This window comes from Sinorhizobium fredii USDA 205 (genome assembly GCF_001461695.1).
Taxonomy (GTDB): Bacteria; Pseudomonadota; Alphaproteobacteria; order Rhizobiales; family Rhizobiaceae; genus Sinorhizobium; species Sinorhizobium fredii.
In genome coordinates, this window is sequence record NZ_AUTC01000138.1 from 24,351 (window position 1) to 48,969 (window position 24,619).

Genomic DNA, 24,619 nt, shown 5'->3' on the forward strand with positions numbered 1-24,619 from the left:
CCGCGACCTGATCGGACGAACACATGATTCTCTTTCCCGCAATCGACCTCAAGGACGGCCAGTGCGTCCGCCTCAAGCTCGGCGACATGGACCAGGCGACCGTCTACAATCCCGATCCCGCCGCCCAGGCGCGCGCCTTCGAGGAACAGGGCTTCGAGTGGCTGCATGTCGTCGACCTGAACGGCGCCTTCGCCGGTGAGACGGTGAACGGCGCTGCGGTCGACGCCATCCTCAAGGCGACCCGCAACCCGGTGCAGCTCGGCGGCGGCATCCGCACGCTCGAGCATATCGAGAACTGGCTTTCGCGCGGTCTCAAGCGCGTTATCCTCGGCACCGTCGCGGTGCGCGATCCGACGCTGGTGATCGAGGCCTGCCGCAAGTTCCCCGGCCGGGTGGCGGTCGGCATCGACGCCAAGGGCGGCAAGGTGGCGGTCGAAGGCTGGGCGGAAGCCTCCGAGCTCGGCGTCATCGAGCTTGCGAAGAAGTTCGAGGGCGCCGGCGTCTCGGCGATCATCTATACCGACATCGATCGCGATGGCATCCTGACCGGCATCAACTGGGAGTCGACCCTGGAACTCGCCAATGCGGTCTCCATTCCGGTCATCGCCTCGGGCGGGCTTGCGTCGATGGACGACATCCGCCACTTGACCGCGCCGGATGCTGCGAAGCTCGAAGGGGCGATCTCGGGCCGGGCGCTCTATGACGGGCGGATCGATCCGAAAGAGGCGCTGGCCTTGATCCGCGCCGCGCGAAAGGGATGAATCGATGACCCTCAAAGCCCGCGTAATCCCCTGCCTCGACGTCAAGGACGGCCGCGTCGTCAAGGGCGTCAATTTCGTCGACCTGATCGACGCCGGCGATCCGGTCGAGGCGGCAAAGGCCTATGACGCCGCCGGCGCCGACGAGCTCTGCTTCCTCGACATCACCGCCTCGTCGGACAATCGCGAGACGATCTTCGACGTCGTCGCCCGCACTGCGGAGCAATGCTTCATGCCGCTCACCGTCGGCGGCGGTGTGCGCCAGGTGTCGGATATACGCAAGCTGCTGTTGGCCGGCGCCGACAAGGTGTCGATCAACACGGCGGCGGTAAAGAACCCGGAATTCGTTGCCGAGGCCGCCGACAAGTTCGGCAACCAGTGCATCGTCGTCGCCATCGACGCGAAGAAGGTCTCGGCCACAGGCGAGGCGGACCGGTGGGAGATCTTCACCCATGGCGGACGCCAGCCGACTGGCATCGACGCGATCGAGTTCGCCAGGAAGGTCGTCGACCTCGGCGCCGGCGAAATCCTTCTGACCTCGATGGATCGCGACGGCACCAAGAGCGGCTACGACATCGCGCTGACGCGCGCCATCGCCGATGCGGTGCGCGCCCCGGTCATCGCCTCCGGCGGCGTCGGAACGCTCGACCACATGGTGGAAGGCATCCGCGACGGCCACGCGACGGCGGTGCTTGCAGCCTCCATCTTCCACTTCGGCACCTACAGCATCGGCGAGGCGAAGCGCTACATGGCCGAGCGCGGCATCGCCATGCGGCTCGATTGAAGGATTTCGTGATGAGCGCGTTTACCCTCACCGAACTGGAGAAAATTGTCGCGACCCGCGCCAAGGCGGCGCCGGACGAGTCCTGGACGGCCAAGCTGGTCAGTGCCGGTCAGCCGAAGGCAGCCAAGAAACTCGGCGAGGAGGCGGTCGAAACAGTGATCGCGGCAGTCAGTGGCGACCGCCAGAATCTGATCGATGAGAGCGCGGATCTCCTCTATCATCTTATGGTCGTATTGAATATCGCCGCCGTCCCGTTGCAAGATGTGATGAGCGAACTGGCCAGGCGGACGAGCCAGTCCGGCCTGCAGGAGAAGGCAAACCGGCAGACTTCATGAGCATCGCCGCGAAAGACATAGAACCGGCCGACATTCCCGGAAATCTCACGGGAGGCGAATTCTCGCCCTATCACGTCTTCTCCGCCCAGGAATGGTCGCGCTTTCGCGCCGACACGCCGCTCACGCTGACGGCCGAGGAGGTCAAGCGGCTGCGCTCGCTCAACGACCCGGTCGATCTCGGCGAGGTGCGCCGCATCTATCTATCGCTGTCGCGGCTGCTCTCCGCTCATGTGGAGGCGTCGCAGATCCTCTTCCAGCAGCGCAAACACTTCCTCAGCATGTCGGACGAGACGAAAACCCCTTACGTCATCGGCATCGCCGGCTCGGTCGCCGTCGGAAAGTCGACCACCGCCCGCATCCTCGCCGAACTGCTGGCGCGCTGGCCGTCGAGTCCGAAGGTCGATCTCATCACCACCGACGGCTTCCTCTACCCGAATGCGATCCTGCAACGCGACAACATGATGGATCGCAAGGGCTTCCCGGAGAGCTACGACATCGGCGCGCTGCTGCGCTTCCTGTCGGCGATCAAGGCCGGCCGACCGAACGTCAAGGCGCCGACCTATTCGCACCTGACCTATGACGTCATCCCCGACCAGTTCCAGACCATCGACCGGCCGGACATCCTGATCTTCGAGGGGATCAACGTCCTGCAGTCGCGCGACCTGCCGGCCGACGGCAAGATCGTGCCTATGGTGTCGGATTTCTTCGACTTCTCGATCTATATCGACGCCGAGGAAAGCCTCATCCACAACTGGTATGTGAGCCGCTTCATGCGGCTGAGGGAGACGGCCTTCCAGAATCCGCAATCCTTCTTCCACCGCTATTCGACGATCAGCGAGGACGCGGCGCGGGCGATCGCCGAAGGGCTGTGGCACAACATCAACCTGAAAAACTTGCACCAGAACATCCAGCCGACGCGGCCGCGCGCCGACCTGATCCTGCAGAAGGGGCCGAGCCACCTGACCCAGACGGTGGCGCTGAGGAAGCTCTGAGCGACTGGCTTAGGTGCGTCGCAAATACCCTTCAGAACAGAACCCCTCCCCAACCCCTCCCCACAAGGGGGAGGGACTTACGATGCTGCACTGCCAGCGTTCCAAAGTCGGCCTTTGCGCCGATACGACGGTCGGAAACGGCGGTCGCAGTGAGCGCTGAAGCTCCCTCCCCCTTGTGGGGAGGGTTGGGGAGGGGTCTTTACGAAAGCTCCTACGGATTGACCCGCCGCAAGGTCAGATTGACGCGGCCGCCGTTCTTCAAGAGCGTCGAGGTGTTCGGATAGATGCGATCGACGCCATGAAAGGCAAGCCGCCCCTCGCCGCCGAGCACGACGACGTCGCCGCTTTCGAGCTTGAACGACATGGTCTGCCCGCCGCGCGTCCGTCCGCCGACGCGGAACAGGCAGCTATCGCCGAGCGAGATCGACACGACGGCCGTTTCCAGGTCGCGCTCGTCCCGATCCTGATGCAAGCCCATGCGGGCGTCGGCGGAATAGAAGTTGACGAGGCAGGCCTCGGGCTGCTTGTCGCTTGCCGAGACGGTCTGCCAGATGTCCAGGAGGATTTCAGGAATCGGCGGCCACGGCTGGCGGGTGACGGGATGATCCGGCTGATAGCGATAGCCGCGCGCGCGATCGGTGACCCAGCCGAGCGATCCGCAATTCGTCATGCGCACCGACATGGGTTTGCCGGTCTTCGGCATTTCCGGAACGTAGAGCGGCGCCGCGGCGACCACATCGCGAATGGCCTCGACAAGCGCCTCCTGACGTGGGCGGTCGAGGAAGCCGGGAATATGCCTTATCCCTTTCGGCAGCACCTGCATTGCCGGACCCCTATCGGCCAATATCGACCGGCCCCTTCGCGCAGACGGAACTGCAATGCGACGGGGCGCGACAGACATGTAGAGTTCGCCGGAGCCGAATGCGACCCGAAAATCGCCTTTGGTCAGCCGGCGTCGAGGTCCGGAATGCGCAGCACCTGGCCGGGATAGATCTTGTCCGGATGGGTCAGCATCGGCTTGTTCGCCTCGAAGATCACCGTGTGTTTGGCGCCCTTGCCCTTGCCGTAATGCGCCTCGGCGATCTTCCAGAGATTGTCGCCCTTCCTCACCGTGTAGAATACCGGCGCTTTCGCCGGAACTGGCGCTGCGGCGCCCTCGGCCACCTTCAAATCCGAGGCTTCGACCGCCGATATGCCGAGCGTATTGCCGACGGCGACGACAGCCTTCTCGAAAATCGACTGGTCCTTGACGACACCCTTGAGGACCACCTTGTCGTCAACGACCTCGACCTTGACGTCCTTGGTGCCGAGATCATGCGATGCGAGCTCCTTCTCGACGGTCGCCGCATCCGGCGGGCTAGCGTCGTCGCCGATACCGAGCTTCTTGCCGGCGTTCTTGATGAAGCTGAACAGACCCATTGTCGCCTCCCTTGCGCAGCATATTCCGGAAAAAGAGGGCGCATCGGCGAAAAGGCAAGGGCGCAACCGAACGATTCGAGCGCCGCTCAATCGCCGGCCGGTCGGCCGCGCAGCTTCTTGATCTCGCCGCGGCCGGATTTCTCCTTCAGCCGCCGCTCGATCGAACCGCGCGTCGGCTTCGTCTTCTTGCGCGGCGGGGGCGGCGGTTCGGCCGCCTTGAGGATCAGCTCCTTCAGCCGCTCGCGGGCGTCCTCGCGGTTGCGGTCCTGGCTGCGGAAGCGGCTCGCCTCGATCATCAGCACGCCGTCCTTCGAGGCCCGCCGGCCGGCAAGCTTCAGAGCATTGGCCTTGATGCGATCCGACAGCGATGGCGAGGCCTGGATGTTGAAGAAAAGCTGGACGGCCGTCGACACCTTGTTGACGTTCTGGCCGCCCGGACCGCCGGCCAGCACGAACTGTTCCGTCAGCTCCCAGCCGGCGATGACGATGTTTTCGTTGATGTAAAGCGGTTCGCTTGCCATGGTCGCTCCTTATCGCTCTATCGCACAGAGTTGTACGGTTGAGAACGACCTAGAGGCAAAACGCGAAAACCCGGCCACGAGGACCGGGTTTCACGTGAATCATGGCCTACAGCGCCGTGCGTCTTTTCAGACGCACAAAGGTCGCTGTAGCACTTTGAATTGCTGCATGTTTTTATCCTTAAATCGGGTACGATTTAAGGAAACATGCAGTAATCTATTCGGCGGCCAGTTTGGTGGCCGGAGCGGCATCGCGCACGCTGCCGTCGACATGGCTCTCGAATTTGGCGAAGTTGGCGATGAACATGTCGACCAGCCGCCGTGCCTGAGCATCATAGGCAAGACCGTCCGACCAGGTCGAACGCGGATCGAGGATGCGGTCGTCGACGCCCGGCACCGAGACCGGCACGGCGAAGCCGAAATTCGCGTCGGTGCGGAAGGCGGCGCTGTTCAGCGAACCGTCGAGGGCCGCCGAAAGAAGCGCGCGGGTGACCTTGATCGGCATGCGGCTGCCCGTGCCGTAGGCGCCGCCGGTCCAGCCGGTGTTGACGAGCCAGCAGGTGACGCCGTTGCTGGCGATCAGGTCCTTCAGCAGGTTGCCGTATTCGGACGGATGACGCGGCATGAACGGGGCGCCGAAGCAGGTCGAGAAGGTCGCTTCCGGTTCCGTCACGCCCTTTTCCGTGCCGGCGACCTTGGCGGTGTAGCCGGACAGGAAGTGGTACATGGCCTGTTCCGGCGTCAGCTTGGCGATCGGCGGCAGCACGCCGAAGGCATCGGCCGTCAGCATGATGATGGTGCGCGGCTGCGGCGCCGTACCGGTCTCGCTGGCATTCGGAATGAAGTCGAGCGGATAGGCGATACGGGTGTTTTCGGTGAGCGAGCCGTTGTCGAAGTCGGGGGCGCGCCGCTCGTCGAGGACGACGTTCTCCATGACGGTGCCGAAGCGCCGCGTCGTCGCGAAGATCTCCGGCTCGGCCGCTTCCGACAGGCGGATCGCCTTGGCGTAGCAGCCGCCTTCGAAATTGAAGACGCCCTTGTCGCTCCAGCCATGCTCGTCGTCACCGATCAGCGTGCGCTTCGGGTCGGCCGAAAGCGTCGTCTTGCCGGTGCCGGAGAGGCCGAAGAAGATGGCGGTGTCGCCGGCCGGGCCGACATTTGCCGAGCAGTGCATCGGCATGACGGCCTTGTTCGGCAGCAGGTAGTTGAGCACGGTGAAGACCGATTTCTTCATCTCGCCGGCATAGGACGTGCCGCCGATCAGGACGAGGCCCCTGGTCAGGTCGCAGGCGATGATCGTCTCGCTGCGGCAGCCGTGGCGCTCCGGATTGGCCTTGAAGCTCGGCAGGTCGATGATCGTCAGCTTCGGCAGGAACGTCGCCAGCGCCTCGCGCGGCGGACGGATCAGCAGATTGCGGATGAACAGCGAGTGCCAGGCAAATTCCGTGACGACACGGGTCGGCAAGGCATTCTCCTGATCGGCACCGCCGACGAGGTCTTGCACATAGAGCGACATGCCCCTGGCATGCGCCAGCATGTCCTGGCGGAGGCGCTCGAAGTTTTCCGGGGAGATGGCGCTGTTGTTGTCCCACCAGATCTGATCGGCGGTCGCCGCATCACGCACGACGTATTTGTCCTTGGGCGAGCGGCCGGTGTGCTGGCCGGTGCGGGCGCAAAGTGCGCCATGGGCCGTCAACTGGGCCTCGCCGCGGCGAAGGGCTTCCTCATAAAGCTCCGCTGCCTCGAAGTTGTAGCGAACGACCGAGAGGTCGGAAAAACCGATCGTTTCCAATCCGTTCGAGGGGTTGCGGTTGCCGAGTTGCTCCATGGTCAAGCTTCCTTCGTCTCTGGCCAATGGCGTTGAATTTCCTTGGAACATACTGACAGTGTCTGCTGAACACAAGAGAGCTAAATCTAAAATGCTAATGATATCAGTATATTAATCGATTTAAAGAAAAATATGCATTTTTTAATCGGTTGAATCCAGCCTTGCAAATGAGCATCTGAGACCCACCTCTCCGGCATCGGTCGCTACGTGCTTTTTGTGCTTCGCCACAATTTGTTCCACCTTTATACTCAAGTAACGCAGCCGTGACTTGCGGTTGCCGCCGCTTCGAAGAGCGGATCGCGGCGCCGGACCCATAAAGACGGAGTTGAAACACGATGCAGACCATCGCGCTTGTCGATGACGACCGTAACATCCTGACATCGGTATCCATCGCGCTGGAAGCCGAGGGCTACAAGGTCGAAACCTATACCGATGGCGCCTCCGCGCTCGAGGGCCTGGTGGCGCGCCCGCCGCACCTTGCGATCTTCGATATCAAGATGCCGCGCATGGACGGCATGGAATTGCTGCGGCGGCTTCGGCAGAAATCCGATCTGCCGGTGATCTTCCTGACCTCCAAGGACGAGGAGATCGACGAGCTCTTCGGCCTGAAGATGGGCGCGGACGATTTCATCACGAAGCCGTTCTCGCAGCGACTGCTGGTCGAGCGCGTCAAGGCGATCCTGCGCCGCGCACCGGCCCGCGATGCGGCCGCGGCCGGCGTCACTGGCCTTGCCAAGAGCGCCGACACGCCGTCCCGTTCGCTGGAGCGCGGGCAGCTGGTCATGGACCAGGAGCGTCACACCTGCACCTGGAAGAGCGAACCGGTCACCCTCACCGTCACCGAGTTCCTCATCCTGCATTCGCTGGCGCAGCGCCCCGGCGTCGTGAAGAGCCGCGACGCGCTGATGGATGCGGCCTATGACGAACAGGTCTACGTCGACGACCGGACGATCGACAGCCACATCAAGCGGCTTCGCAAGAAGTTCAAGATGGTCGACGGCGACTTCGATATGATCGAGACACTCTATGGCGTCGGCTACCGCTTCCGCGAGTCCGCCTGAGGCCACGCGGGGCTTGCCTTCGCACCGATTGTGGCCCATTGAAAACCGACGCGGCCACCGAACGGGATCGCAGCTCGCGACTGGTGAGCGGTCTATGATGATAGCGGCGATCGATTCCGCCAGATAACGCGGGCTTCGGCGAAGGCGCCGCAATATGCTTGACCTCAAGCCCGACCCTTCGGTGCTCCGATCGCGGAATCGGCGGCGCGACGCTGAAGGATGGCTTGGGCGCAAGAGCGGTAGGCCGGTCCCGGGGGGCTGATGCGCAAACGAAAGGGCGGCGAATATTTCGTCGTGGGAGCGGAAGACTTGGTAGAAGTCTTGCAGGGCGAGATCGAAGATTCGGACGGGCGGCCATCAGCGCTGCGTGGAAGGCGCCGATGGGCGCATCCCTTTACGCTGATCCGCAGGCTGTTCGGCAACGCCGTCTTCTCCAGCCTGACGCGGCGCATCGTCTTCTTCAACCTCGTCGCGCTCGTCGTGCTGGTCGGCGGGATCATGTATCTGAACCAGTTCCGCGAAGGCCTGATCGACGCCCGCGTGGAAAGCCTGCTGACGCAGGGGGAGATCATCGCCGGCGCCATCTCCGCTTCGGCGTCGGTCGACACCAACTCGATCACCATCGACCCGCAAAAACTGCTCGAACTACAGGCCGGCGAAAGCATAACCCCGCTGCCGAGCGACGAGGATCTGGAATTCCCGATTATCCAGGAGGGGTCGCGCCGGTCCTCAGAAGGCTGATCTCGCCGACCCGGACGCGCGCCCGCCTGTTCGATGCCGACGCCGACCTGCTGCTCGACTCGCGCCATCTCTATAGCGGCGGCCAGGTGCTGCGTTTCGACCTCCCGCCCGTCGATCCGGAGACGTCAAGCGTTTCGGAGAAGATCGGTACCTGGTTCAACCGCCTGCTGCAACCGGGCGACCTGCCGCTCTACAAGGAGCCGCCGGGCGGCAACGGTTCGATCTATCCGGAAGTGATGAACGCGCTGACCGGGGTGCGCGGCGCGGTGGTGCGCGTCACCGAGAGGGGCGAGCTGATCGTATCCGTGGCAGTGCCGGTGCAGCGCTTCCGCGCCGTGCTCGGCGTGCTGCTGCTCTCCACCCAGGCGGGCGACATCGACAAGATCGTCCATGCCGAACGCCTGGCGATCATCCGCGTCTTCGGGGTGGCGGCGCTGGTCAACGTCATTCTGTCGCTGCTCCTGTCGTCGACGATCGCCAATCCCTTGCGCAGGCTGTCGGCCGCCGCCATCCGCGTGCGTCGCGGCGGCGCCAAGGAGCGTGAGGAAATCCCCGATTTCTCGTCGCGCCAGGACGAGATCGGCAACCTCTCGGTGGCGCTCCGGGAGATGACCACGGCGCTTTACGACCGCATCGCCGCGATCGAGAACTTTGCCGCCGACGTCAGCCACGAGCTCAAGAATCCGCTCACTTCGCTGAGAAGCGCCGTCGAAACCCTGCCGCTGGCACGCACGGAAGACTCGAAAAAGCGGCTTCTCGACATTATCCAGCACGACGTCCGGCGCCTCGACCGGCTGATCAGCGACATTTCCGACGCCTCGCGGCTCGATGCCGAACTGGCGCGCAGCGACGCCAAGAAGATCGACATGGAAAAGCTCCTCGGCGATATGATCGACATCTCCCGGCAGATTCGCGGCAAGAAGAAACCCGTGCTGCTCGACTTCGTCGTCGATCGCAAGGACAATCCGAAGGCGAACTTCATCGTCAGCGGCTACGACCTGCGTATCGGGCAGATCATCACCAATCTCATCGAGAACGCCCGCTCCTTCGTACCGGAGCCGAACGGCCGGATCATCCTACGGCTGGCCCGTTCGCGGTCGCGCTGCCTCGTCTATGTCGAGGACAACGGACCCGGCATCCAGGCGGAAGACATCGACCGGATCTTCGAGCGCTTCTACACGGACCGGCCGGAGGCCGAGGATTTCGGCCAGAACTCCGGTCTCGGTCTGTCGATTTCGCGCCAGATCGCCGAGGCGCATGGCGGCACGCTCAAGGCGGAAAACATCGTCGGCAAGGGCGGCGAGGTGACCGGTGCCCGCTTCATCCTTTCGCTTCCTGCCGAGCCGCACGCGTGAGCGCGCCAAGCTGCAATATCCACGGCACCGCCATGGTGCTCGGCACGACCGGTTTCCTCGTCACCGGCCCTTCCGGATCGGGAAAATCGGCCCTGGCGCTCGCCTGCATTGCCGAAGTCAAGCGCCGCGGACGCTTCGCGGCGCTGGTTGCCGACGACCGGGTCGACCTGACGCTCGAAAACGGGCGGATCGTGGCACGCTGCCCCCCGTCCATCCGTGGCCTGATCGAGATCCGCGGCAGCGGCATAGCGGAAATCGAAACCGTGTCCGCCTGTGTCCTCGACTGGGCGATCATGCCGGTGCGCGCGCCATTCGATCCGCGCCTGCCCCCGGAGCAGGAGAAACTGAAGCTGGAGATCGGGCGAAGCCTGCCGATGCTGCGTCTTCCGATTGAAACTCTCTTCTCACCGGTCGATGCACTCGCGGTATTGCTGCCGGAAAATCTAGGCCTTTAGCCTTAATGAGAGGCAGGCCGGCTGCTTTTTCGGCATTTTTGGCTTGCACTTCGGCTTTTCCTTGCCAAGATGGCCGCCCCAACAGGTGGACGAAATTGCTGCATTGCGATATCTGACCATCGACGAGTTGCACTGCAGTTGGAGCAAAGATACCCATGATCGGACTTGTGCTTGTCACCCATGGCAAGCTGGCGGATGAGTTTCGGCTTGCCTTGGAGCATGTCGTCGGTCCGCAAAGAGCTATCGAGACGGTGTGCATCGGCCCCGAGGACGACATGGACCAGCGGCGTCAGGATATCCTCGACGCGGTCGAAGGTGCCGACGAAGGCAACGGCGTGATCATCCTGACCGACATGTTCGGCGGCACGCCCTCCAATCTCGCCATTTCCGTGATGCGCAGCGGCATCGTCGAAGTGATCGCCGGCGTCAACCTGCCGATGCTGATCAAGCTCGCCGGTGTCCGTGGCGAAAGCGACATGGACAAGGCCCTCGTCGAGGCTTCCGAGGCGGGCCGCAAATACATCAATGTCGCCAGCCGCGTCCTGAGTGGTAAATAATGGACCACCTCTCCGACACGGCGCTGACGCGCGAGCTGCTGATCATCAACAAGCGCGGCCTGCACGCGCGGGCCTCGGCGAAATTCGTCCAGACGGTCGAGGCCTACGACGCCGAGATCACCGTATCCAAGGACGGAATGACGGTCGGCGGAACATCGATCATGGGATTGATGATGCTGGCAGCCAGCACCGGCTGCACGGTCTTCGTGACTGCCAGCGGCAACCAGGCCGAAGAGGCTCTGAACGCCCTCGACGCGCTGGTGCGCGACAAGTTCGGCGAAGAGATGTGAGCGTCGTGCATGGCCTCCGACTTTTGCATCGGAGGCCTGCCCCACCCTAACTCTCTCCCCGCAGGCGGGGATAGGGACTTGAGGGCGCGCCGCCCGTCCCTTCGCTCCGCTTGCGGGGAAAAGGTGGCCGGCACGCCGGAGGAGAGGGCAGCCAAGCCGGACCCAATCTCGGCCGATATAAACATATAAAGACCTCTTTATATGATGGTTGCCCTCACCGGCGATTCCTGATAGACCGGGCCCACTCTCCCCCGCGGACTTACGCGCGGGAGGCATATGATGCCGCCGGAACACGTCGCGGCGCGCCCAAGGAACCAGCCTGGAGAACTCCATGACCGCAACTCAGGACTATATTGTCGCCGACATCGGGCTTGCCGATTTCGGTCGCAAGGAAATCGCCATCGCCGAAACGGAAATGCCGGGCCTGATGGCCTGCCGCGAGGAGTTCGGCGCATCGAAGCCGCTGAAGGGTGCGCGGATCACCGGCTCGCTGCACATGACCATCCAGACCGCCGTCCTCATCGAGACGCTTGTTGCGCTCGGCGCGGAAGTCCGCTGGGCGTCCTGCAACATCTTCTCGACGCAGGACCATGCCGCAGCGGCGATCGCTGCAAGCGGCGTACCGGTCTTCGCCGTCAAGGGCGAGACCCTCGAGGAATACTGGACCTATACCGACAAGATCTTCCAGTGGGCCGACGGCGGCTTCTCCAACATGATCCTCGATGATGGCGGCGATGCCACCATGTACATCCTGCTCGGCGCCCGCGCCGAAGCCGGCGAGAACGTGCTGAAGAATCCCGGCTCGGAGGAAGAAGAAATCCTCTTCGCCCAGATCAAGAAGCGGCTCGCCGCCTCGCCGGGCTGGTTCACCAAGCAGCGCGACGCCATCAAGGGCGTCACGGAAGAGACGACCACCGGCGTCAACCGCCTCTACCAGCTCCAGGCCAAGGGCCTGCTGCCCTTCCCGGCGATCAACGTCAACGACAGCGTCACCAAGTCGAAGTTCGACAATAAGTACGGCTGCAAGGAATCGCTCGTCGATGGCATCCGCCGCGGTACCGACGTGATGATGGCCGGCAAGGTCGCCGTGGTCTGCGGCTATGGCGACGTCGGCAAGGGCTCGGCCGCCTCGCTGCAGGGCGCCGGCGCCCGCGTCAAGGTCACCGAAATCGATCCGATCTGCGCGCTGCAGGCCGCCATGGACGGCTACGAGGTGGTGCAGCTCGAGGACGTCGTCTCGAGCGCCGACATCTTCATCACCACCACCGGCAATAAGGACGTCATCCGCATCGAGCATATGCGCGAGATGAAGGACATGGCGATCGTCGGCAATATCGGCCACTTCGACAACGAGATCCAGGTCTCCGCGCTCCGGAACCTCAAGTGGACGAACGTCAAGCCGCAGGTCGACCTGATCGAATTCCCGAAGGGTAACCGGCTGATCCTGCTTTCGGAAGGTCGCCTCCTGAACCTCGGCAACGCCACGGGGCACCCGTCCTTCGTCATGTCGGCCTCGTTCTCCAACCAGGTGCTGGCGCAGATCGAGCTCTTCACCAAGGGCGGCAACTACCATAATGAGGTCTACATTCTGCCGAAGCAGCTCGACGAGAAGGTCGCCCGCCTGCACCTCGCCAAGCTCGGCGCCAAGCTGACCGAGCTCTCGGAAGAGCAGGCCGGCTATATCGGCGTCAAGCCGCAGGGCCCGTTCAAGGCTGAACACTACCGGTACTAATCCTTATCCGGGCAATCCACAACATCTTGTGGCCGCGTTCTTGACAGAGAGCGCGGCCGCTTTTTTGGGACGCGCACTTTCCGGCGAATCGTCAAAGAAGTATGGTTTAAGTCATTGATTCGTGACGCGGTGCGGGGCCTAAAGCGTTGCGAGCGGGGATGTCTTGTCGGAAAGCGGCAATGAGACGGAGACAGACCGGGGATGCAATCGGAACGGACGCAAACCCTCCTCGAGGGTTTCGGGCATGGCGACGCGCGGTCGGCAGCACTTTGCGGATCAACGGGGACGGCGCCATGAAAAGAGAACGAACCAGCTTTTTCGGCGACGGCCGCAGGGCTTCCCGGCTGGTGCGGCGACTGCTCGCCGGCACGACGCTGCTTGCGGCAACCGATGCGGCCGCCCAGGCTTCCGCTCCCGTCGCCAGATCGATCTTCGGCACCTCCGAGGTCGTCACCTTCTCCGTGCTGATCGGCGTGATCTCCGCAGCCATGCTTTCGGCGATCTGGCTCATCCGCCAGCGCGGCAATATCGAAGCGGAGAATCGTGCGCTTCGCGCCGATCTTTCGGACGCCAACCAGCGGATTTCCCGCTTCCAGGCACTGATTGCCGACAAGAACCGGCGGATCGTCGTCTGGGACGGGCTGGCCGAGCGCCCGGAATTCCTCGGACAGCTTCCGCTCGAGACCGGCGCGCCGCAGGACGACCGCGATTTTCTTGCCTTCGGGCGGTGGATCAAGCCGCAATCGGCGGGCCAGCTCGAGAAGGCGATCGAGGCCTTGCGCGCCCAGGCCCAAAGTTTCGACCTGGTGCTCGAAACGCAGCGCAACGAGGTGCTGGAGGCGCAGGGTCGCGTGTCCGGCGGACGGGCCTTCGTGCGCTTCATCGCGCTCAACAATCTGCGGGCTGAGCTCGCCGAGCTGAAGCTCGAACGCGACCAGCTGCATGCCTCGCTCTCGACATTCCGCACCCTTCTCGATGCGATCGACCTGCCGGTCTGGCAGCGCGGCGCCGACGGCAAGCTCGAATGGGTCAATGAGGCCTATGCCGAGGCGGTCGACGCGCGCGGCCCTGCGGCGGCGGCCTCCGAGGGGCGCGAATTGCTGGCCACAGCGGCGCGCGAAAAGATCCGCGCCGTCTCGACCTTCGAAACGCCCTTCCGCGACAAGCTCTCGACCGTCGTCAAGGGCAACCGGACCTTCTTCGACGTGGTCGACGCCCGCGCGCACGTCGGCTCGGCGGGCATCGCCATCGACGTTTCCGGCATCGAAGCGGTGCGCGAGGAACTGGCGCGCACCTTGAAGAGCCACGCCGAAACGCTCGACCACCTGGCGACGCCCGTGGCGATCTTCGACGGCAATCAGCGCCTGCAATTCTACAATCAGGCCTTCCAGCGCCTTTGGGAGCTGGACATGGGATTCCTCGAGCGCAAGCCAGGCAATGGCGAAGTGCTCGATCGGCTGCGGGACGGGAACAAGCTGCCGGAACAGCTGAACTGGAAACAGTGGAAGGCGAACGCGCTGTCGGTCTACCAGGCCCTCGACACGCAGTCCGACCTCTGGCACCTGCCGAACGGGCAGACCTTGCGCGTCTTTGCGACTGCGCGGCCGCAGGGCGGCGCGACCTGGGTCTTCGAAAACCTGACCGAGAAAGTCGATCTCGAAACCCGCTACAACACGCTAGTCCAGGTTCAGGGCGAAACGATCGACCATCTTGCCGAGGGCGTCGCCGTGTTCGGGCCGGACGGCCGCATGCGGCTGTCCAATCCGGCCTTCAGGGCGATCTGGGGCATCAGCGAGGCAGAAGCCAAGCCGGGCACGCATATCCGTGCCGTCGAGCAGGCGTGTCTCGCCTCCTACGACCAGCCGGACGGCTGGAAGCGTTTCGCTCATATCATCACCAGCTTCGACGATGAGCGGCCGTCGAGCCGCGGCATCCTGGAGCTGCGCACCGGGCTGATCCTCGATTATGCCGTCATTCCACTGCCCAACGCCCAGACCATGCTGACCTTCGTCAACATCACCGACAGCGTGCGGGTCGAGCGGGCGCTTACGGAAAAGAACGAGGCCCTGCGCAAGGCCGATGCGCTGAAGAACGATTTCGTCCATCACGTCTCCTACGAGTTGCGCTCGCCGCTGACGAACATCATCGGCTTCGCCGACCTCCTGAAGACGCCGGCTTTCGGCGCGCTCAACGAGCGCCAGGCGGAATATGTCGACCATATCGCCACCTCATCGTCGCTGTTGCTGACGATCGTCAACGACATTCTCGATCTCGCCACGGTGGATGCCGGCATCGTCGAGCTCGACATGTCCGAGGTGACCCTGCTTGACCTGCTCGACGACGTGGCGCAGCAGATGGCCGACAGGCTGACCGAGAGCGGCGCGTCGCTCCGCATCGATGCGCCTGACAATCTCGGCCGCATCACTGCGGACCAGCAGAGGCTGAAGCAGGTCTTCATCAAGCTCTTGACCAATGCCGCCAATTTCGCACCGGACGGCAGCATCATCGACCTCAAATGCCGGCGCGAAGGCAACGACTTCGCCTTCTCCGTCACCGATACCGGACCGGGCATTCCGCAGGACGTGCTGAACACCGTGTTCAACCGCTTCGAGAGCTACGGCCAGCACGGCGGCGCCGGTCTCGGCCTGTCGATCGTCGAAAGCTTCGTCAGCCTGCATCACGGCACCGTCTCGATCCGCAGCAAGGAAGGCGAAGGCACCGAAGTCACCTGCCGCATACCCTCCGCCGACATGCCGAAGATCATCGCGGCGGAATAGTTTCTCGATGAAGTCTCTCGAACGCCTGCTGAAGGACGAGGCCGCGACGATCGAGTTCGGCGAAGACCTGGCGCTGGCCTTGAAAAAAGGCGATTGCGCCGGACTTTCGGGCGACCTCGGGGCGGGGAAGTCGACCTTCGCGCGCGCGTTCCTCCGGGCGATGGCCGACGACGAGGGGCTCGAAGTGCCGAGCCCCACCTTCACCCTGGTGCAGAGCTACGAGCTTCGGATTCCCGTCGCGCATTTCGATCTCTACCGTCTCGCCGACGCTTCGGAGCTCGACGAGCTCGGCTTCGACGAGGCCCTGTCGGAAGGCATCTGTCTCGTCGAATGGCCGGAGAAGGCCGAAGAAGCGTTGCCGGCCGAGCGTATCACGCTGAGCTTCACCCATGAGGGCGAGGGACGCCGCGTCCGGATCACGGGGCCCGACGCGGCCTTCGAGCGGATCGCCCGTTCGCTTGCCATCCGGGCCTTCCTGTCGGATGCCGGTTATCCGCACGCAAGCCGGCGGCACCTGAGCGGCGACGCCTCGGTGCGGGCTTATGAGAGCATTCACGACGGTGAGCCGGCGAAAATCCTGATGGATGCAGCCAGGCACAAGCCCGGCCCGATCCTCCAGGACGGCAAATACTACCAGCAGCTCGCCCATATCGCCGAGGACGTCATCCCCTTCGTCGCCATTTCCGAGCTATTGCGCCAACGCGGCTTGGCGGCACCTGCAATCTTTGCCCGTGACCTCGACAAGGGCCTGCTGCTCATCGAGGACCTCGGATCGGAGGGCATTCTCGACGCCGAAGGCCGGCCTGTTGCAGAACGCTATCTCGAGGCGGCGCGGTTACTGGGCCGTCTTCATGCCGCGCTGCCCGAGCGCGACATCGCGGTCGCCGACGAGATCGTCCATCACATTCCCGACTTCGACCGCACGGCAATCAAGATCGAGACGAGCCTCCTGATCGACTGGTACCTGCCGTGGAAGCGCGGGCTGCCTGCTTCCGACACGGAGCGGAGCGACTACTTCGCGATTTGGGACGAATTGATCGACATTCTCGGCTTGGCCGAAAAGAACCTGCTGCTGCGCGATTTCCATTCGCCCAACATCCTCTGGCGGCCCGATCGCCTTGGCCTCGACCGCATCGGCATCATCGATTTCCAGGACGCGATGATCGGGCCGACGGCTTACGACGTCGCCGCGCTGGTGCAGGACGCGCGCGTGACGATCGACGGCGCCTTGGCCGACAGGCTATTGGGCGCCTATAGGACGGAACGCAGGCTGCACGGCGGCTTCGACGAGACCGCGTTCCTGCGCGACTGGCACATCATGGCGGCGCAACGCAACTGCAAGCTCGCCGGCATCTGGGTGCGGCTGAAAGAGCGCGACGGCAAACCCGGCTATATGCAGCACATGCCGCGCACCTTCGCCTATCTGCAGCATGCATTGACGCATGAAGTGCTGACACCCTTGCGCGAATGGTGCATTAAGGCTGGAATCCTGGCTAGCGAATCAGCAAACTGACGGGAAATCATGCCTATCACCAATGCCATGGTGCTCGCAGCTGGACTGGGCATCCGCCTGCGGCCGATCACCAACACTCTGCCGAAGCCGCTCGTCCGGATCGCCGGCAAGCCGATGATCGATTATGTCCTGGACCTGCTCGCGGCGGCCGGCGTGACCAGGGCGGCGGTGAACGTCCATCACTTCGCCGACCAGATGGAGGCTCATCTCAGCCGGCGCGAAACGCCGCGCATCCTGATTTCGGACGAGCGGGATGCGCTGATGAATTCCGGCGGCGGACTCGCCAAGGGGCTGAAGTTGCTCGAGAACGGCCCAGTCCTGGTGATGAATGCCGATCTCTTCTGGGTCGGCGAGAAGGCTGGGCAACCATGCAATCTGCAGAGGCTCGCCGAATTCTTCGATCCCGAGCGCATGGACATGGCTTTGCTCTGCGTGCGCCTGGAGGATACGACCGGTCACAACGGCAAGAAGGATTTTTCGCTGTCCAGAAGCGGGCGGCTGACGCGCTATGAAGAAGGCATGGAAGATCCCGTCGTCTATGCCGGCGCGATCGTCATGGACTCGCGGCTTTTCGCCGATGCGCCCAGTGACGCATTCAATCTCAACGTCTATTTCGACCGGGCGATCGCCAGGGAACGGCTGTTCGGCCTGATGCTCCAAGGCCAATGGATGACCGTCGGCACGCCGGAGGCGATCGACGAGGCGGAAGCTGTGGTCCGGCGGTTCGAGCCGGGAGGCTAGGTTGCCCGGCCACGCTTCCAACGTCTTCACGATTCCCGCCGGTCTGCCCTTCCTGAAAACGCTGGCGGAAAAACTCGTGAGCGGCGTGCTGACGCCGGATTTCCAATACGATCCGGCCGACCCGCTGGCACTCGCCGGCGTGACGATCTTCGTGCCGACGCGGCGAGCGGCCCGCGTCCTGCGATCGGAATTCGTCGACCTGCTCGGCGGCCGCTCGGCGATCCTGCCGGTGATCCGCCCGCTTGGCGAGACGGACGACGACAGCGGCTTCTTCGATGCCGAGGTGCCGGCGATCCTCGATCTGGCGCCGCCGCTCTCCGGCACCGCACGGCTGATCGAGCTCGGCAGGCTGATCCTTGCCTGGCGCAATCGCCTGCCGCAGGTGGTCCTCGACATCCATGCCGAAAGCCCACTGATCGCGCCGGCAAGCCCGGCCGACGCCATCTGGCTGGCGCGCAATCTCGCCGAGCTGATCGACGCGATCGAGACGGAGGAGCTCGACTGGGACGCGCTCGACGGGCTCGACGCCGGCGAACATGCGCTCTGGTGGCAGTTGACGCTGGCCTTCGTGAAGATCGCCCGGACCTATTGGCCGGAGCGGTTGAACGAGCTCAAGCATTCCTCGCCGGCGCGGCATCGCAACGCGATGCTCAAGGCCGAAACGCAGCGCATCGCCGCCGGCAAGGTGAGCGGGCCGATCATCATCGCCGGCTCGACCGGCTCGATCCCCGCGACCGCCGCCCTGATCGCCGCGGTGAAGGCGCTGCCGAACGGCACGATCGTGCTTCCCGGCCTCGACCTCATGATGAGCGAGGCGGAATGGGAGCTTATCGCAGAGGTCCCCGCTTCGGGCCCGGCTGCAAGAGGCCCGGCAAGCCGCACCCATCCGCAATATGGCTTCCACCGTCTTCTGAAGCGCATGCGTATCGAACGTCGCGACGTGCCGGTTCTGGGGTCGCTCGACGATGACCTCGGCTATCGCGGCGCGGTGCTGTCGCGGGCGCTGCTGCCGGCCGAGGCCACCGACGGCTGGACTGAGGCGCGCGACGGCTTCGAGCCGGAGAAGCTTCTTGCGGCCTTCGCCGACGTGGCGTTGATCGAGGCGGCGAACGAACGCGAGGAAGCGACCGCGATCGCGATCGCGCTCCGGCTGGCGCTCGAAGGCGACGAAGACAGCCAGGCGGCGCTGATCACGCCCGATCGAGGCCTGGCCCGTCGCGTCGGGGCGGAGCTCGCCCGATTCGGCATCGAAGCCGATGATTCCGCCGGCGTGCCGCTTTCGGCCACCGCGGCAGGCGCGCTTGCGCGGCTGTTGATCGAGGCGACCCTCCGGCCCGACGATCCGGTGGCCCTGGTGGCGCTGCTCAAGCACCCGCTCGCCCGCTTCGGCCAGACGGCGGAAGACGCCCGGCGGGCGGCCGATGTGCTGGAGCTCCTGGCGCTGCGCGGCGGCACCGACCTTTCCGATATCTCCGCCCTCGAAACCGTGCTCGACAAGGCACTCGCCAGGCAGAGCACCGAACGGCATCCGCGGCCCTGGCGAGGCGGCATCGATCCGGACGGTATCGGCCTCGCGCGGGCACTCGCCCGGCGCATTTCAACGGCCGTCGAGCCGCTGACGAGCACGATTGCCGGCGGCTCGGAAGGCGGCCGCCATCACTCCATGGTCCTGACCTTGGCCGATTGGGCGGAACGTACCGGTCGGGCGCTGGAAGCCGTCGCCATAGACGAGCGTGGCAGCCTCGGCGGGTTGTGGGGGTCGGAAGCCGGCGAAACATTGGCGACGCTGCTGCGCGGTATCATTGAGACCGACGGGCAGATGGAGGCCGACGGGCGGCAATGGTGCGATATCGTCGAGGCGCTTGCCGCCAGCGAAGCGGTCAAGCCGCGATCGATGCGGCACCCGCGCGTCTTCATTTTCGGGGCGCTGGAATCACGTCTGCAAAGCGTCGATCTCGTCGTGCTCGGCGGCATGAACGAGGGCACCTGGCCGGGACAGACCTCGAACGACCCGTTCCTGTCGCGGACGATGAAATCGGGCATCGGCCTCGAACCGCCGGAGCGGCGCATCGGCCAGCTCGCCCATGACTTTCAGATGGCTTGCGGAACGCGCCGTCTCATCCTGTCCCGCTCCATGCGCCAGGGCTCCGCCCCGACGGTCGCCTCGCGCTGGCTGCAACGCCTGCAGGCGCTCGGCGGCAAGACGTTGACCGAGCGGCTCAAGGCGAATGGCGCCGACTATCTTCACTGGATGCGCATCCTCGACGAGGGCGAGCGCCAGCCGCTCAGCGAGCGACCGCAGCCGAAACCGCCAGCCGAATTGCAGCCACGCAAATACTCGTTCAGCGAGGTGACACGACTTCGCCGCGACCCCTATGCCATCTATGCGCGCCGCATATTACGGCTGGAGCCGATCGATTCCTTCAACCGTGATCCAGGCGCCGCCGAACGCGGCCTGCTCTACCACCGGATCGTCGACCGCTTCGTCAAGGGCGGTTTCGACCCCGCCTCCCGCGATGGGGAAGAAGCGATGGTTTGGCTGATCCGGGAAGCCTTCGACGAGGAGAAGCTCCCCGCTCACATCGACACGATCTGGCGGCCGCGCTTCGAGGCGGTGGCGAGGACATTTCTTTCCTGGGAGCAGGAGCGCCGCCACGGCATTGTCAGGTCATTCACCGAAGTTCCCGCTGGCATGGACATCGGCGTCGCGGACATAAGGCTGACCGGCATTGCCGACCGCCTCGACCGGCTCACGGACGGCACCGTCGACATCATCGACTACAAGACCGGCTCCAGCCCCTCGGCCAGGGAAGCACGGGCCCTGCTCGACCCGCAGCTGGCGCTCGAAGCGGCGGCGCTCAAGGCGGGCGCCTTCGGCGCGATCGGCCCGGCCCGGCCGCATGCGCTGCATTATGTGCGCCTGAAGCCCGGCAGCCGCTTTGTCGTCGATACGGTCAACAACGAGAACAGCAAGTCGAAGGAGACCAAGTCCGCCGACCAGCTGGCGGAGGAATCGTTTGCCGAACTGAGGAAGCTGCTCGCCGCGCTGACCAGCGGAAAATACGGCTTCGCCTCGCGCCTGATCGTCCAGAAGGAGCGGGACTACGGCGGCGAGTATGACCACCTGGCGCGCGTCGCCGAATGGGCGACGGCTGACGGGGAGGACGACGATGAGGAATGACGCCTTCGGGCCGGAGGAGAGGACGCCCAAGGCGTGGCTCGACTGGACGACGGAGCGGCAATCGCTTGCCTCCGACCCGGCCCGCTCGGCATGGGTCTCGGCCAATGCGGGCTCCGGCAAGACCCATGTGCTGACACAGCGCGTCATCCGCCTTCTGCTCGCCGGCTGCCGGCCTTCCGCCATCCTCTGCCTGACCTATACCAAGGCGGCGGCTTCCGAGATGTCGAACCGCATCTTCGAGCGCCTCGCCGAATGGGCGACGCTCGATGATGCCACGCTCGAAAAACGCATCGAGGCGGTCGAGTGCAAACGGCCTCCGCTTGCGAAGATCCAGGAAGCCAGACGACTCTTTGCAAAGGCGCTAGAAACGCCCGGCGGGCTGAAGATCCAGACGATCCACGCCTTCTCGGAGGCTTTGCTCCACCAGTTCCCGCTCGAGGCCAATGTGGCGGGACATTTTTCGGTTCTCGACGATCGTGCCGCGGCGGTGCTCCTTGCCGATGCGCGGCGCGCCCTGCTGAGCGCGACGGCCGCCGAGGGCGAGACCGAGCTTGCCGAGGCCTTCGCGACAGTGCTCGACCTCGCCGACGATACCGGCCTTGAAAAACTGCTTCAGGCGATCGTCGCGAACCGGGCATCGATTCAGGCCTTTCTCGACCACGCCTCCGGACAAGGCGGGCGGGAGCCGCAATTGCGTGCGGCACTTGGTCTTGCAGCCGGAGAATCGGCCGACAGTGTCATGGCCGGGGCCTGGCCGCTGGCCGGCCTCAATGGCGCGGCGCTCGAACACTATATCGGGCTGGCGCTCAGCCACGGCGGTGTGAAGCCGTGCGAAATTGCGGAAGGCCTGAAGGCGGTCCGCGACACGCCCGGTGCGGAAGAACGGTTTGCCAAGCTCTCGAGCGTCTTCTTCAACGGCGGCGGCAAGCCGAAGGCCGAGTCTGCGTTTTTCAACAAGGTGATGCTGGCGCAGGCGCCGCAGCTGACACCGCTGATCGACGAGGCCCGCAGGCATATCGTCTCCACTGCCGATCGGCTGAGCATTGTGCGGATGTACGAGGCGACGCGGGCGGCGCTGATCCTCGCGGAACGACTCAACAGGGACTATGAAGAGCTCAAGAAGCGACGCAGCCAGCTCGATTTCGAGGACCTGATCAACCGCACGGCGGCGCTGCTTTCCCGCAGCGACGTCGGCGCCTGGGTCCACTACAAGCTCGACCAGGGCATCGACCATATTCTCGTCGACGAGGCGCAGGACACGAGCCCGGCGCAATGGACGATCATCCAGGCGCTCGCTGCCGACTTCTTTGCCGGCGAAACGGCGCGTGGCGACGACCGGACGATCTTTGCGGTCGGCGACGAGAAACAGTCGATCTATTCCTTCCAGGGCGCGCGGCCCGAGCGCTTTTCGCGCGAGAGCGTGCTGACCGAGCGGCGGGTGCGCGCCGGCAACCGATACTTCAGCCCCATCCGCCTGCAGCTCTCCTTCCGTTCGACCGTCGACGTGCTTTCCGCCGTCGATACGGTCTTTGCCAATCCGGGCAATGCCAAAGGCTTGAGCGCCCGGAACGAGGCGGTCGTGCACGCCTCGAACCGAATCGGACATCCCGGAGCGGTCTACATGTGGGACGTCATCGCGCCCGAGCCGACCACGTCCGAAGAGGAGTGGACGGCGCCCTTCGACGCGACGCCGGAGCGCGCCCCGGTCAACATTCTCGCCCGGCGCATCGCAGCTGTGCTCGAGACGTGGATCGGCAGGGAGACGGTGATCGACAAAGGCGTCCGTCGGCCGATGCGGCCCGGCGACGTGATCGTGCTGGTGCGCAAGCGCGATGCCTTCGTCAACGCCCTGACGCGCGCGTTGAAGCGCCGCGGCAATATTCCGGTCGCCGGCGCCGACCGGCTGGTGCTGACCAACCACATCGCCGTTCAGGACCTCCTGGCGCTCGGCCGCTTCGTGCTCCTGCCCGAGGACGACCTGTCGCTCGCCGCGCTGCTGAAGAGCCCGCTCGTCAATCTCGGCGAGGACGACGTCTTCGAACTGGCGGCGCGCCGGGCCGCGGGCGAAAGCCTGTGGCAGCGGCTGCAGCAGCTCGGCGCGGAGGAAGCAAGCCGATATCACCGGGTCGTGCGGATTCTCGCCGGCTATGGCGAACTCGCCCGCGACCTGCTGCCGCACGACTTCTATGCCCGCGTGCTCGGGGCCAACGGCGGCCGCCGAGCCTTCCTGGCGCGGCTTGGCAGTGAGGTCAGCGACATTCTCGACGAATTCCTCACCTTCGCGCTCGACCAAGAGCGGAGCGGCCTGCCCGGGCTGCAGGCCTTCATCTCGACGCTCGAAATCGAAGCGCCGACGGTCAAGCGCGAGCAGGACAAGGAACGCGACGAGGTGCGCGTCATGACGGTGCACGCCGCCAAGGGCCTCGAGGCGCCGGTCGTCCTCCTGGTCGACGGCGGCGGCGAGGCGTTCGTCCGCCAGCAGGTCTCGGACCTGCGCTTCCTGGAAAAGCAACAGGCCGACGGGTCGATCGTCAGCGTGCCCGTCTGGCGCGCGCCCGGTTCGGCGTCGAATTCGCTGATCTCCGAAGACAACGAGCGCCTGAAGCGATTGGCGGAGGAAGAATATCGCCGCCTCCTCTATGTCGGCATGACGCGCGCGGCGGACCGGTTGATCGTCTGCGGCTATCGCGGCCAGCGGCAAAACCTCGACACATGGCATGCCATGGTTCAGGGGACGCTGTCGCACGACCCGAAAGGCAGGGCAACGCCGATGGTGTTCCGCGCCGGCGGCGAGGAATGGACGGGCCATGCGTGGCGTGAAGCGCCTGTGCCGGTGACCATCCCGGGGAGTGGCGAGGCGGGAAGCAAGCCGGAAGCGATGGCATCCGACCTGCCGAGGGCGCTTTTCGCGCCCTTGCCGGCGCAGCGCCGCCTACCGCGGCCGCTCGCCCCTTCGGGAACGAGCGTCGCCATCGACGATCCGGATCAAGGGGCGATCGTCGGCTCGGCGCTGTTTGCGGCGCAGGCCACGCCCAAATTCTCGATGCTGCGCGGCGCCATCCTGCATCGGCTGCTGCAGGTGCTTCCGACGATCGACGGTGCCGTGCGCCGCGACGCGGCGAAACGCTATCTGGCGCGCGCTGTGCCGAGTTGGCCGGACGCGGAGCGGCGGACGCTCACCGGGGCCGTGATGGACGTGCTCGATCATCCGGACTTGCAGTCGCTTTTTGGCGAACAGAGCCGTGCCGAAGTGTCCGTCATGGGAACGCTCAAGCTCGGCAGCCAGGAGTTCGCCGTATCCGGCCGGCTCGACCGCCTGGCGATTGCCGGCGACACGGTGACGATCGCCGATTACAAGACCAATCGCGACGTGCCAACCTCGGTCGCCGACGTTCCATCCGTCTACCGCAGGCAGCTCGCCATCTATCGCGAGCTGCTGAAGCCGCTTTATCCGGGCAAGCAGTTCCGCTCAGTGCTGATCTTCATCGAGGGTCCGGCAGTGCGGGTGCTTCCCGACACGATGCTGGATCGGAGCCTTGAAGAGCTCGCGACAAAGTGAGATACACGATATTGAAAATCCAG

Annotated in this window: 18 protein-coding genes and 1 pseudogene; 15 read left to right on the forward strand and 4 right to left on the reverse strand. The window is 64.6% G+C overall.

The window, feature by feature from the left end; genetic code table 11:
- The first annotated feature begins 23 nt into the window (after window positions 1–23).
- Genes hisA through coaA form a run of 4 tightly spaced genes read left to right on the forward strand, consistent with a single transcriptional unit; the run spans window position 24 to window position 2,869 of the window.
- Window positions 24–761, forward strand: coding sequence for a 1-(5-phosphoribosyl)-5-[(5-phosphoribosylamino)methylideneamino]imidazole-4-carboxamide isomerase (gene hisA / locus N181_RS15900; protein ID WP_014330420.1), 738 nt, complete (start codon window positions 24–26; stop codon window positions 759–761).
- A gap of 4 nt (window positions 762–765) precedes the next feature.
- A complete protein-coding gene (hisF, locus tag N181_RS15905; protein WP_014330419.1) occupies window positions 766–1,542 on the forward strand; it encodes an imidazole glycerol phosphate synthase subunit HisF in 777 nt (258 codons plus the stop codon).
- An 11-nt stretch (window positions 1,543–1,553) separates the two neighbouring features.
- Complete coding sequence (locus N181_RS15910) at window positions 1,554–1,877, forward strand: phosphoribosyl-ATP diphosphatase (protein ID WP_014330418.1); 324 nt, start codon at window positions 1,554–1,556, stop codon at window positions 1,875–1,877.
- Window positions 1,874–2,869, forward strand: coding sequence for a type I pantothenate kinase (gene coaA / locus N181_RS15915; RefSeq protein ID WP_014330417.1), 996 nt, complete (start codon window positions 1,874–1,876; stop codon window positions 2,867–2,869). Before N181_RS15910 ends, coaA begins: the two co-directional genes overlap by 4 nt.
- A gap of 211 nt (window positions 2,870–3,080) precedes the next feature.
- On the opposite strand, the gene N181_RS15920 is transcribed toward coaA, so the two are convergent.
- The 4 genes from N181_RS15920 to N181_RS15935 form a co-directional block, all read right to left on the reverse strand.
- Window positions 3,081–3,692 (reverse strand): alpha-ketoglutarate-dependent dioxygenase AlkB, encoded by a 612-nt coding sequence (locus tag N181_RS15920; RefSeq protein ID WP_014330416.1) that lies wholly within the window; start codon window positions 3,690–3,692, stop codon window positions 3,081–3,083.
- A 122-nt stretch (window positions 3,693–3,814) separates the two neighbouring features.
- Entirely contained in the window at window positions 3,815–4,288 is a 474-nt protein-coding gene (lysM, locus tag N181_RS15925) for a peptidoglycan-binding protein LysM (RefSeq protein WP_014330415.1), read from the reverse strand.
- A gap of 86 nt (window positions 4,289–4,374) precedes the next feature.
- On the reverse strand, window positions 4,375–4,809 hold the full coding sequence (arfB, locus tag N181_RS15930) for an alternative ribosome rescue aminoacyl-tRNA hydrolase ArfB (protein ID WP_014330414.1): 435 nt from the start codon (window positions 4,807–4,809) through the stop codon (window positions 4,375–4,377).
- A gap of 214 nt (window positions 4,810–5,023) precedes the next feature.
- Window positions 5,024–6,634: a phosphoenolpyruvate carboxykinase gene (locus N181_RS15935; protein WP_014330413.1), complete on the reverse strand. Its 1,611-nt coding sequence runs from the start codon at window positions 6,632–6,634 to the stop codon at window positions 5,024–5,026.
- A 335-nt stretch (window positions 6,635–6,969) separates the two neighbouring features.
- Between N181_RS15935 and chvI the strand changes: the two genes are divergently transcribed.
- The 11 genes and pseudogenes from chvI (at window position 6,970) to addA (ending at window position 24,596) form a co-directional block, all read left to right on the forward strand.
- Window positions 6,970–7,695 carry a two-component system response regulator ChvI gene (gene chvI, locus N181_RS15940; RefSeq protein WP_014330412.1) on the forward strand — a complete coding sequence of 242 codons (726 nt, stop codon included), beginning with the start codon at window positions 6,970–6,972 and terminating at the stop codon, window positions 7,693–7,695.
- A gap of 363 nt (window positions 7,696–8,058) precedes the next feature.
- Window positions 8,059–9,791 (forward strand): annotated as a pseudogene (locus N181_RS15945) (stimulus-sensing domain-containing protein).
- Entirely contained in the window at window positions 9,788–10,246 is a 459-nt protein-coding gene (locus tag N181_RS15950; RefSeq protein WP_037398150.1) for an HPr kinase/phosphorylase, read from the forward strand. The pseudogene N181_RS15945 and the gene N181_RS15950 overlap by 4 nt, the downstream one beginning before the upstream one ends.
- A 155-nt stretch (window positions 10,247–10,401) precedes the next feature.
- Window positions 10,402–10,803, forward strand: a complete 402-nt coding sequence (locus tag N181_RS15955; RefSeq protein ID WP_014330409.1) for a PTS sugar transporter subunit IIA — start codon at window positions 10,402–10,404, stop codon at window positions 10,801–10,803.
- Window positions 10,803–11,093: an HPr family phosphocarrier protein gene (locus N181_RS15960; RefSeq protein WP_014330408.1), complete on the forward strand. Its 291-nt coding sequence runs from the start codon at window positions 10,803–10,805 to the stop codon at window positions 11,091–11,093. Before N181_RS15955 ends, N181_RS15960 begins: the two co-directional genes overlap by 1 nt.
- 331 nt (window positions 11,094–11,424) lie before the next feature.
- A complete protein-coding gene (gene ahcY / locus N181_RS15965) occupies window positions 11,425–12,825 on the forward strand; it encodes an adenosylhomocysteinase (RefSeq protein ID WP_014330407.1) in 1,401 nt (466 codons plus the stop codon).
- A gap of 293 nt (window positions 12,826–13,118) precedes the next feature.
- On the forward strand, window positions 13,119–15,602 hold the full coding sequence (locus tag N181_RS15970) for a PAS domain-containing sensor histidine kinase (protein WP_014330406.1): 2,484 nt from the start codon (window positions 13,119–13,121) through the stop codon (window positions 15,600–15,602).
- A gap of 7 nt (window positions 15,603–15,609) precedes the next feature.
- Window positions 15,610–17,115: a tRNA (adenosine(37)-N6)-threonylcarbamoyltransferase complex ATPase subunit type 1 TsaE gene (gene tsaE / locus N181_RS15975; RefSeq protein ID WP_037398154.1), complete on the forward strand. Its 1,506-nt coding sequence runs from the start codon at window positions 15,610–15,612 to the stop codon at window positions 17,113–17,115.
- Between the two features lie 9 nt (window positions 17,116–17,124).
- A complete protein-coding gene (locus N181_RS15980) occupies window positions 17,125–17,856 on the forward strand; it encodes a nucleotidyltransferase family protein (protein WP_037398157.1) in 732 nt (243 codons plus the stop codon).
- 1 nt (window position 17,857) lies between these two features.
- Window positions 17,858–21,037, forward strand: a complete 3,180-nt coding sequence (gene addB, locus N181_RS15985) for a double-strand break repair protein AddB (RefSeq protein WP_037398160.1) — start codon at window positions 17,858–17,860, stop codon at window positions 21,035–21,037.
- A complete protein-coding gene (gene addA / locus N181_RS15990) occupies window positions 21,027–24,596 on the forward strand; it encodes a double-strand break repair helicase AddA (protein WP_060563583.1) in 3,570 nt (1,189 codons plus the stop codon). Before addB ends, addA begins: the two co-directional genes overlap by 11 nt.
- The last annotated feature ends 23 nt before the right edge of the window (window positions 24,597–24,619 follow it).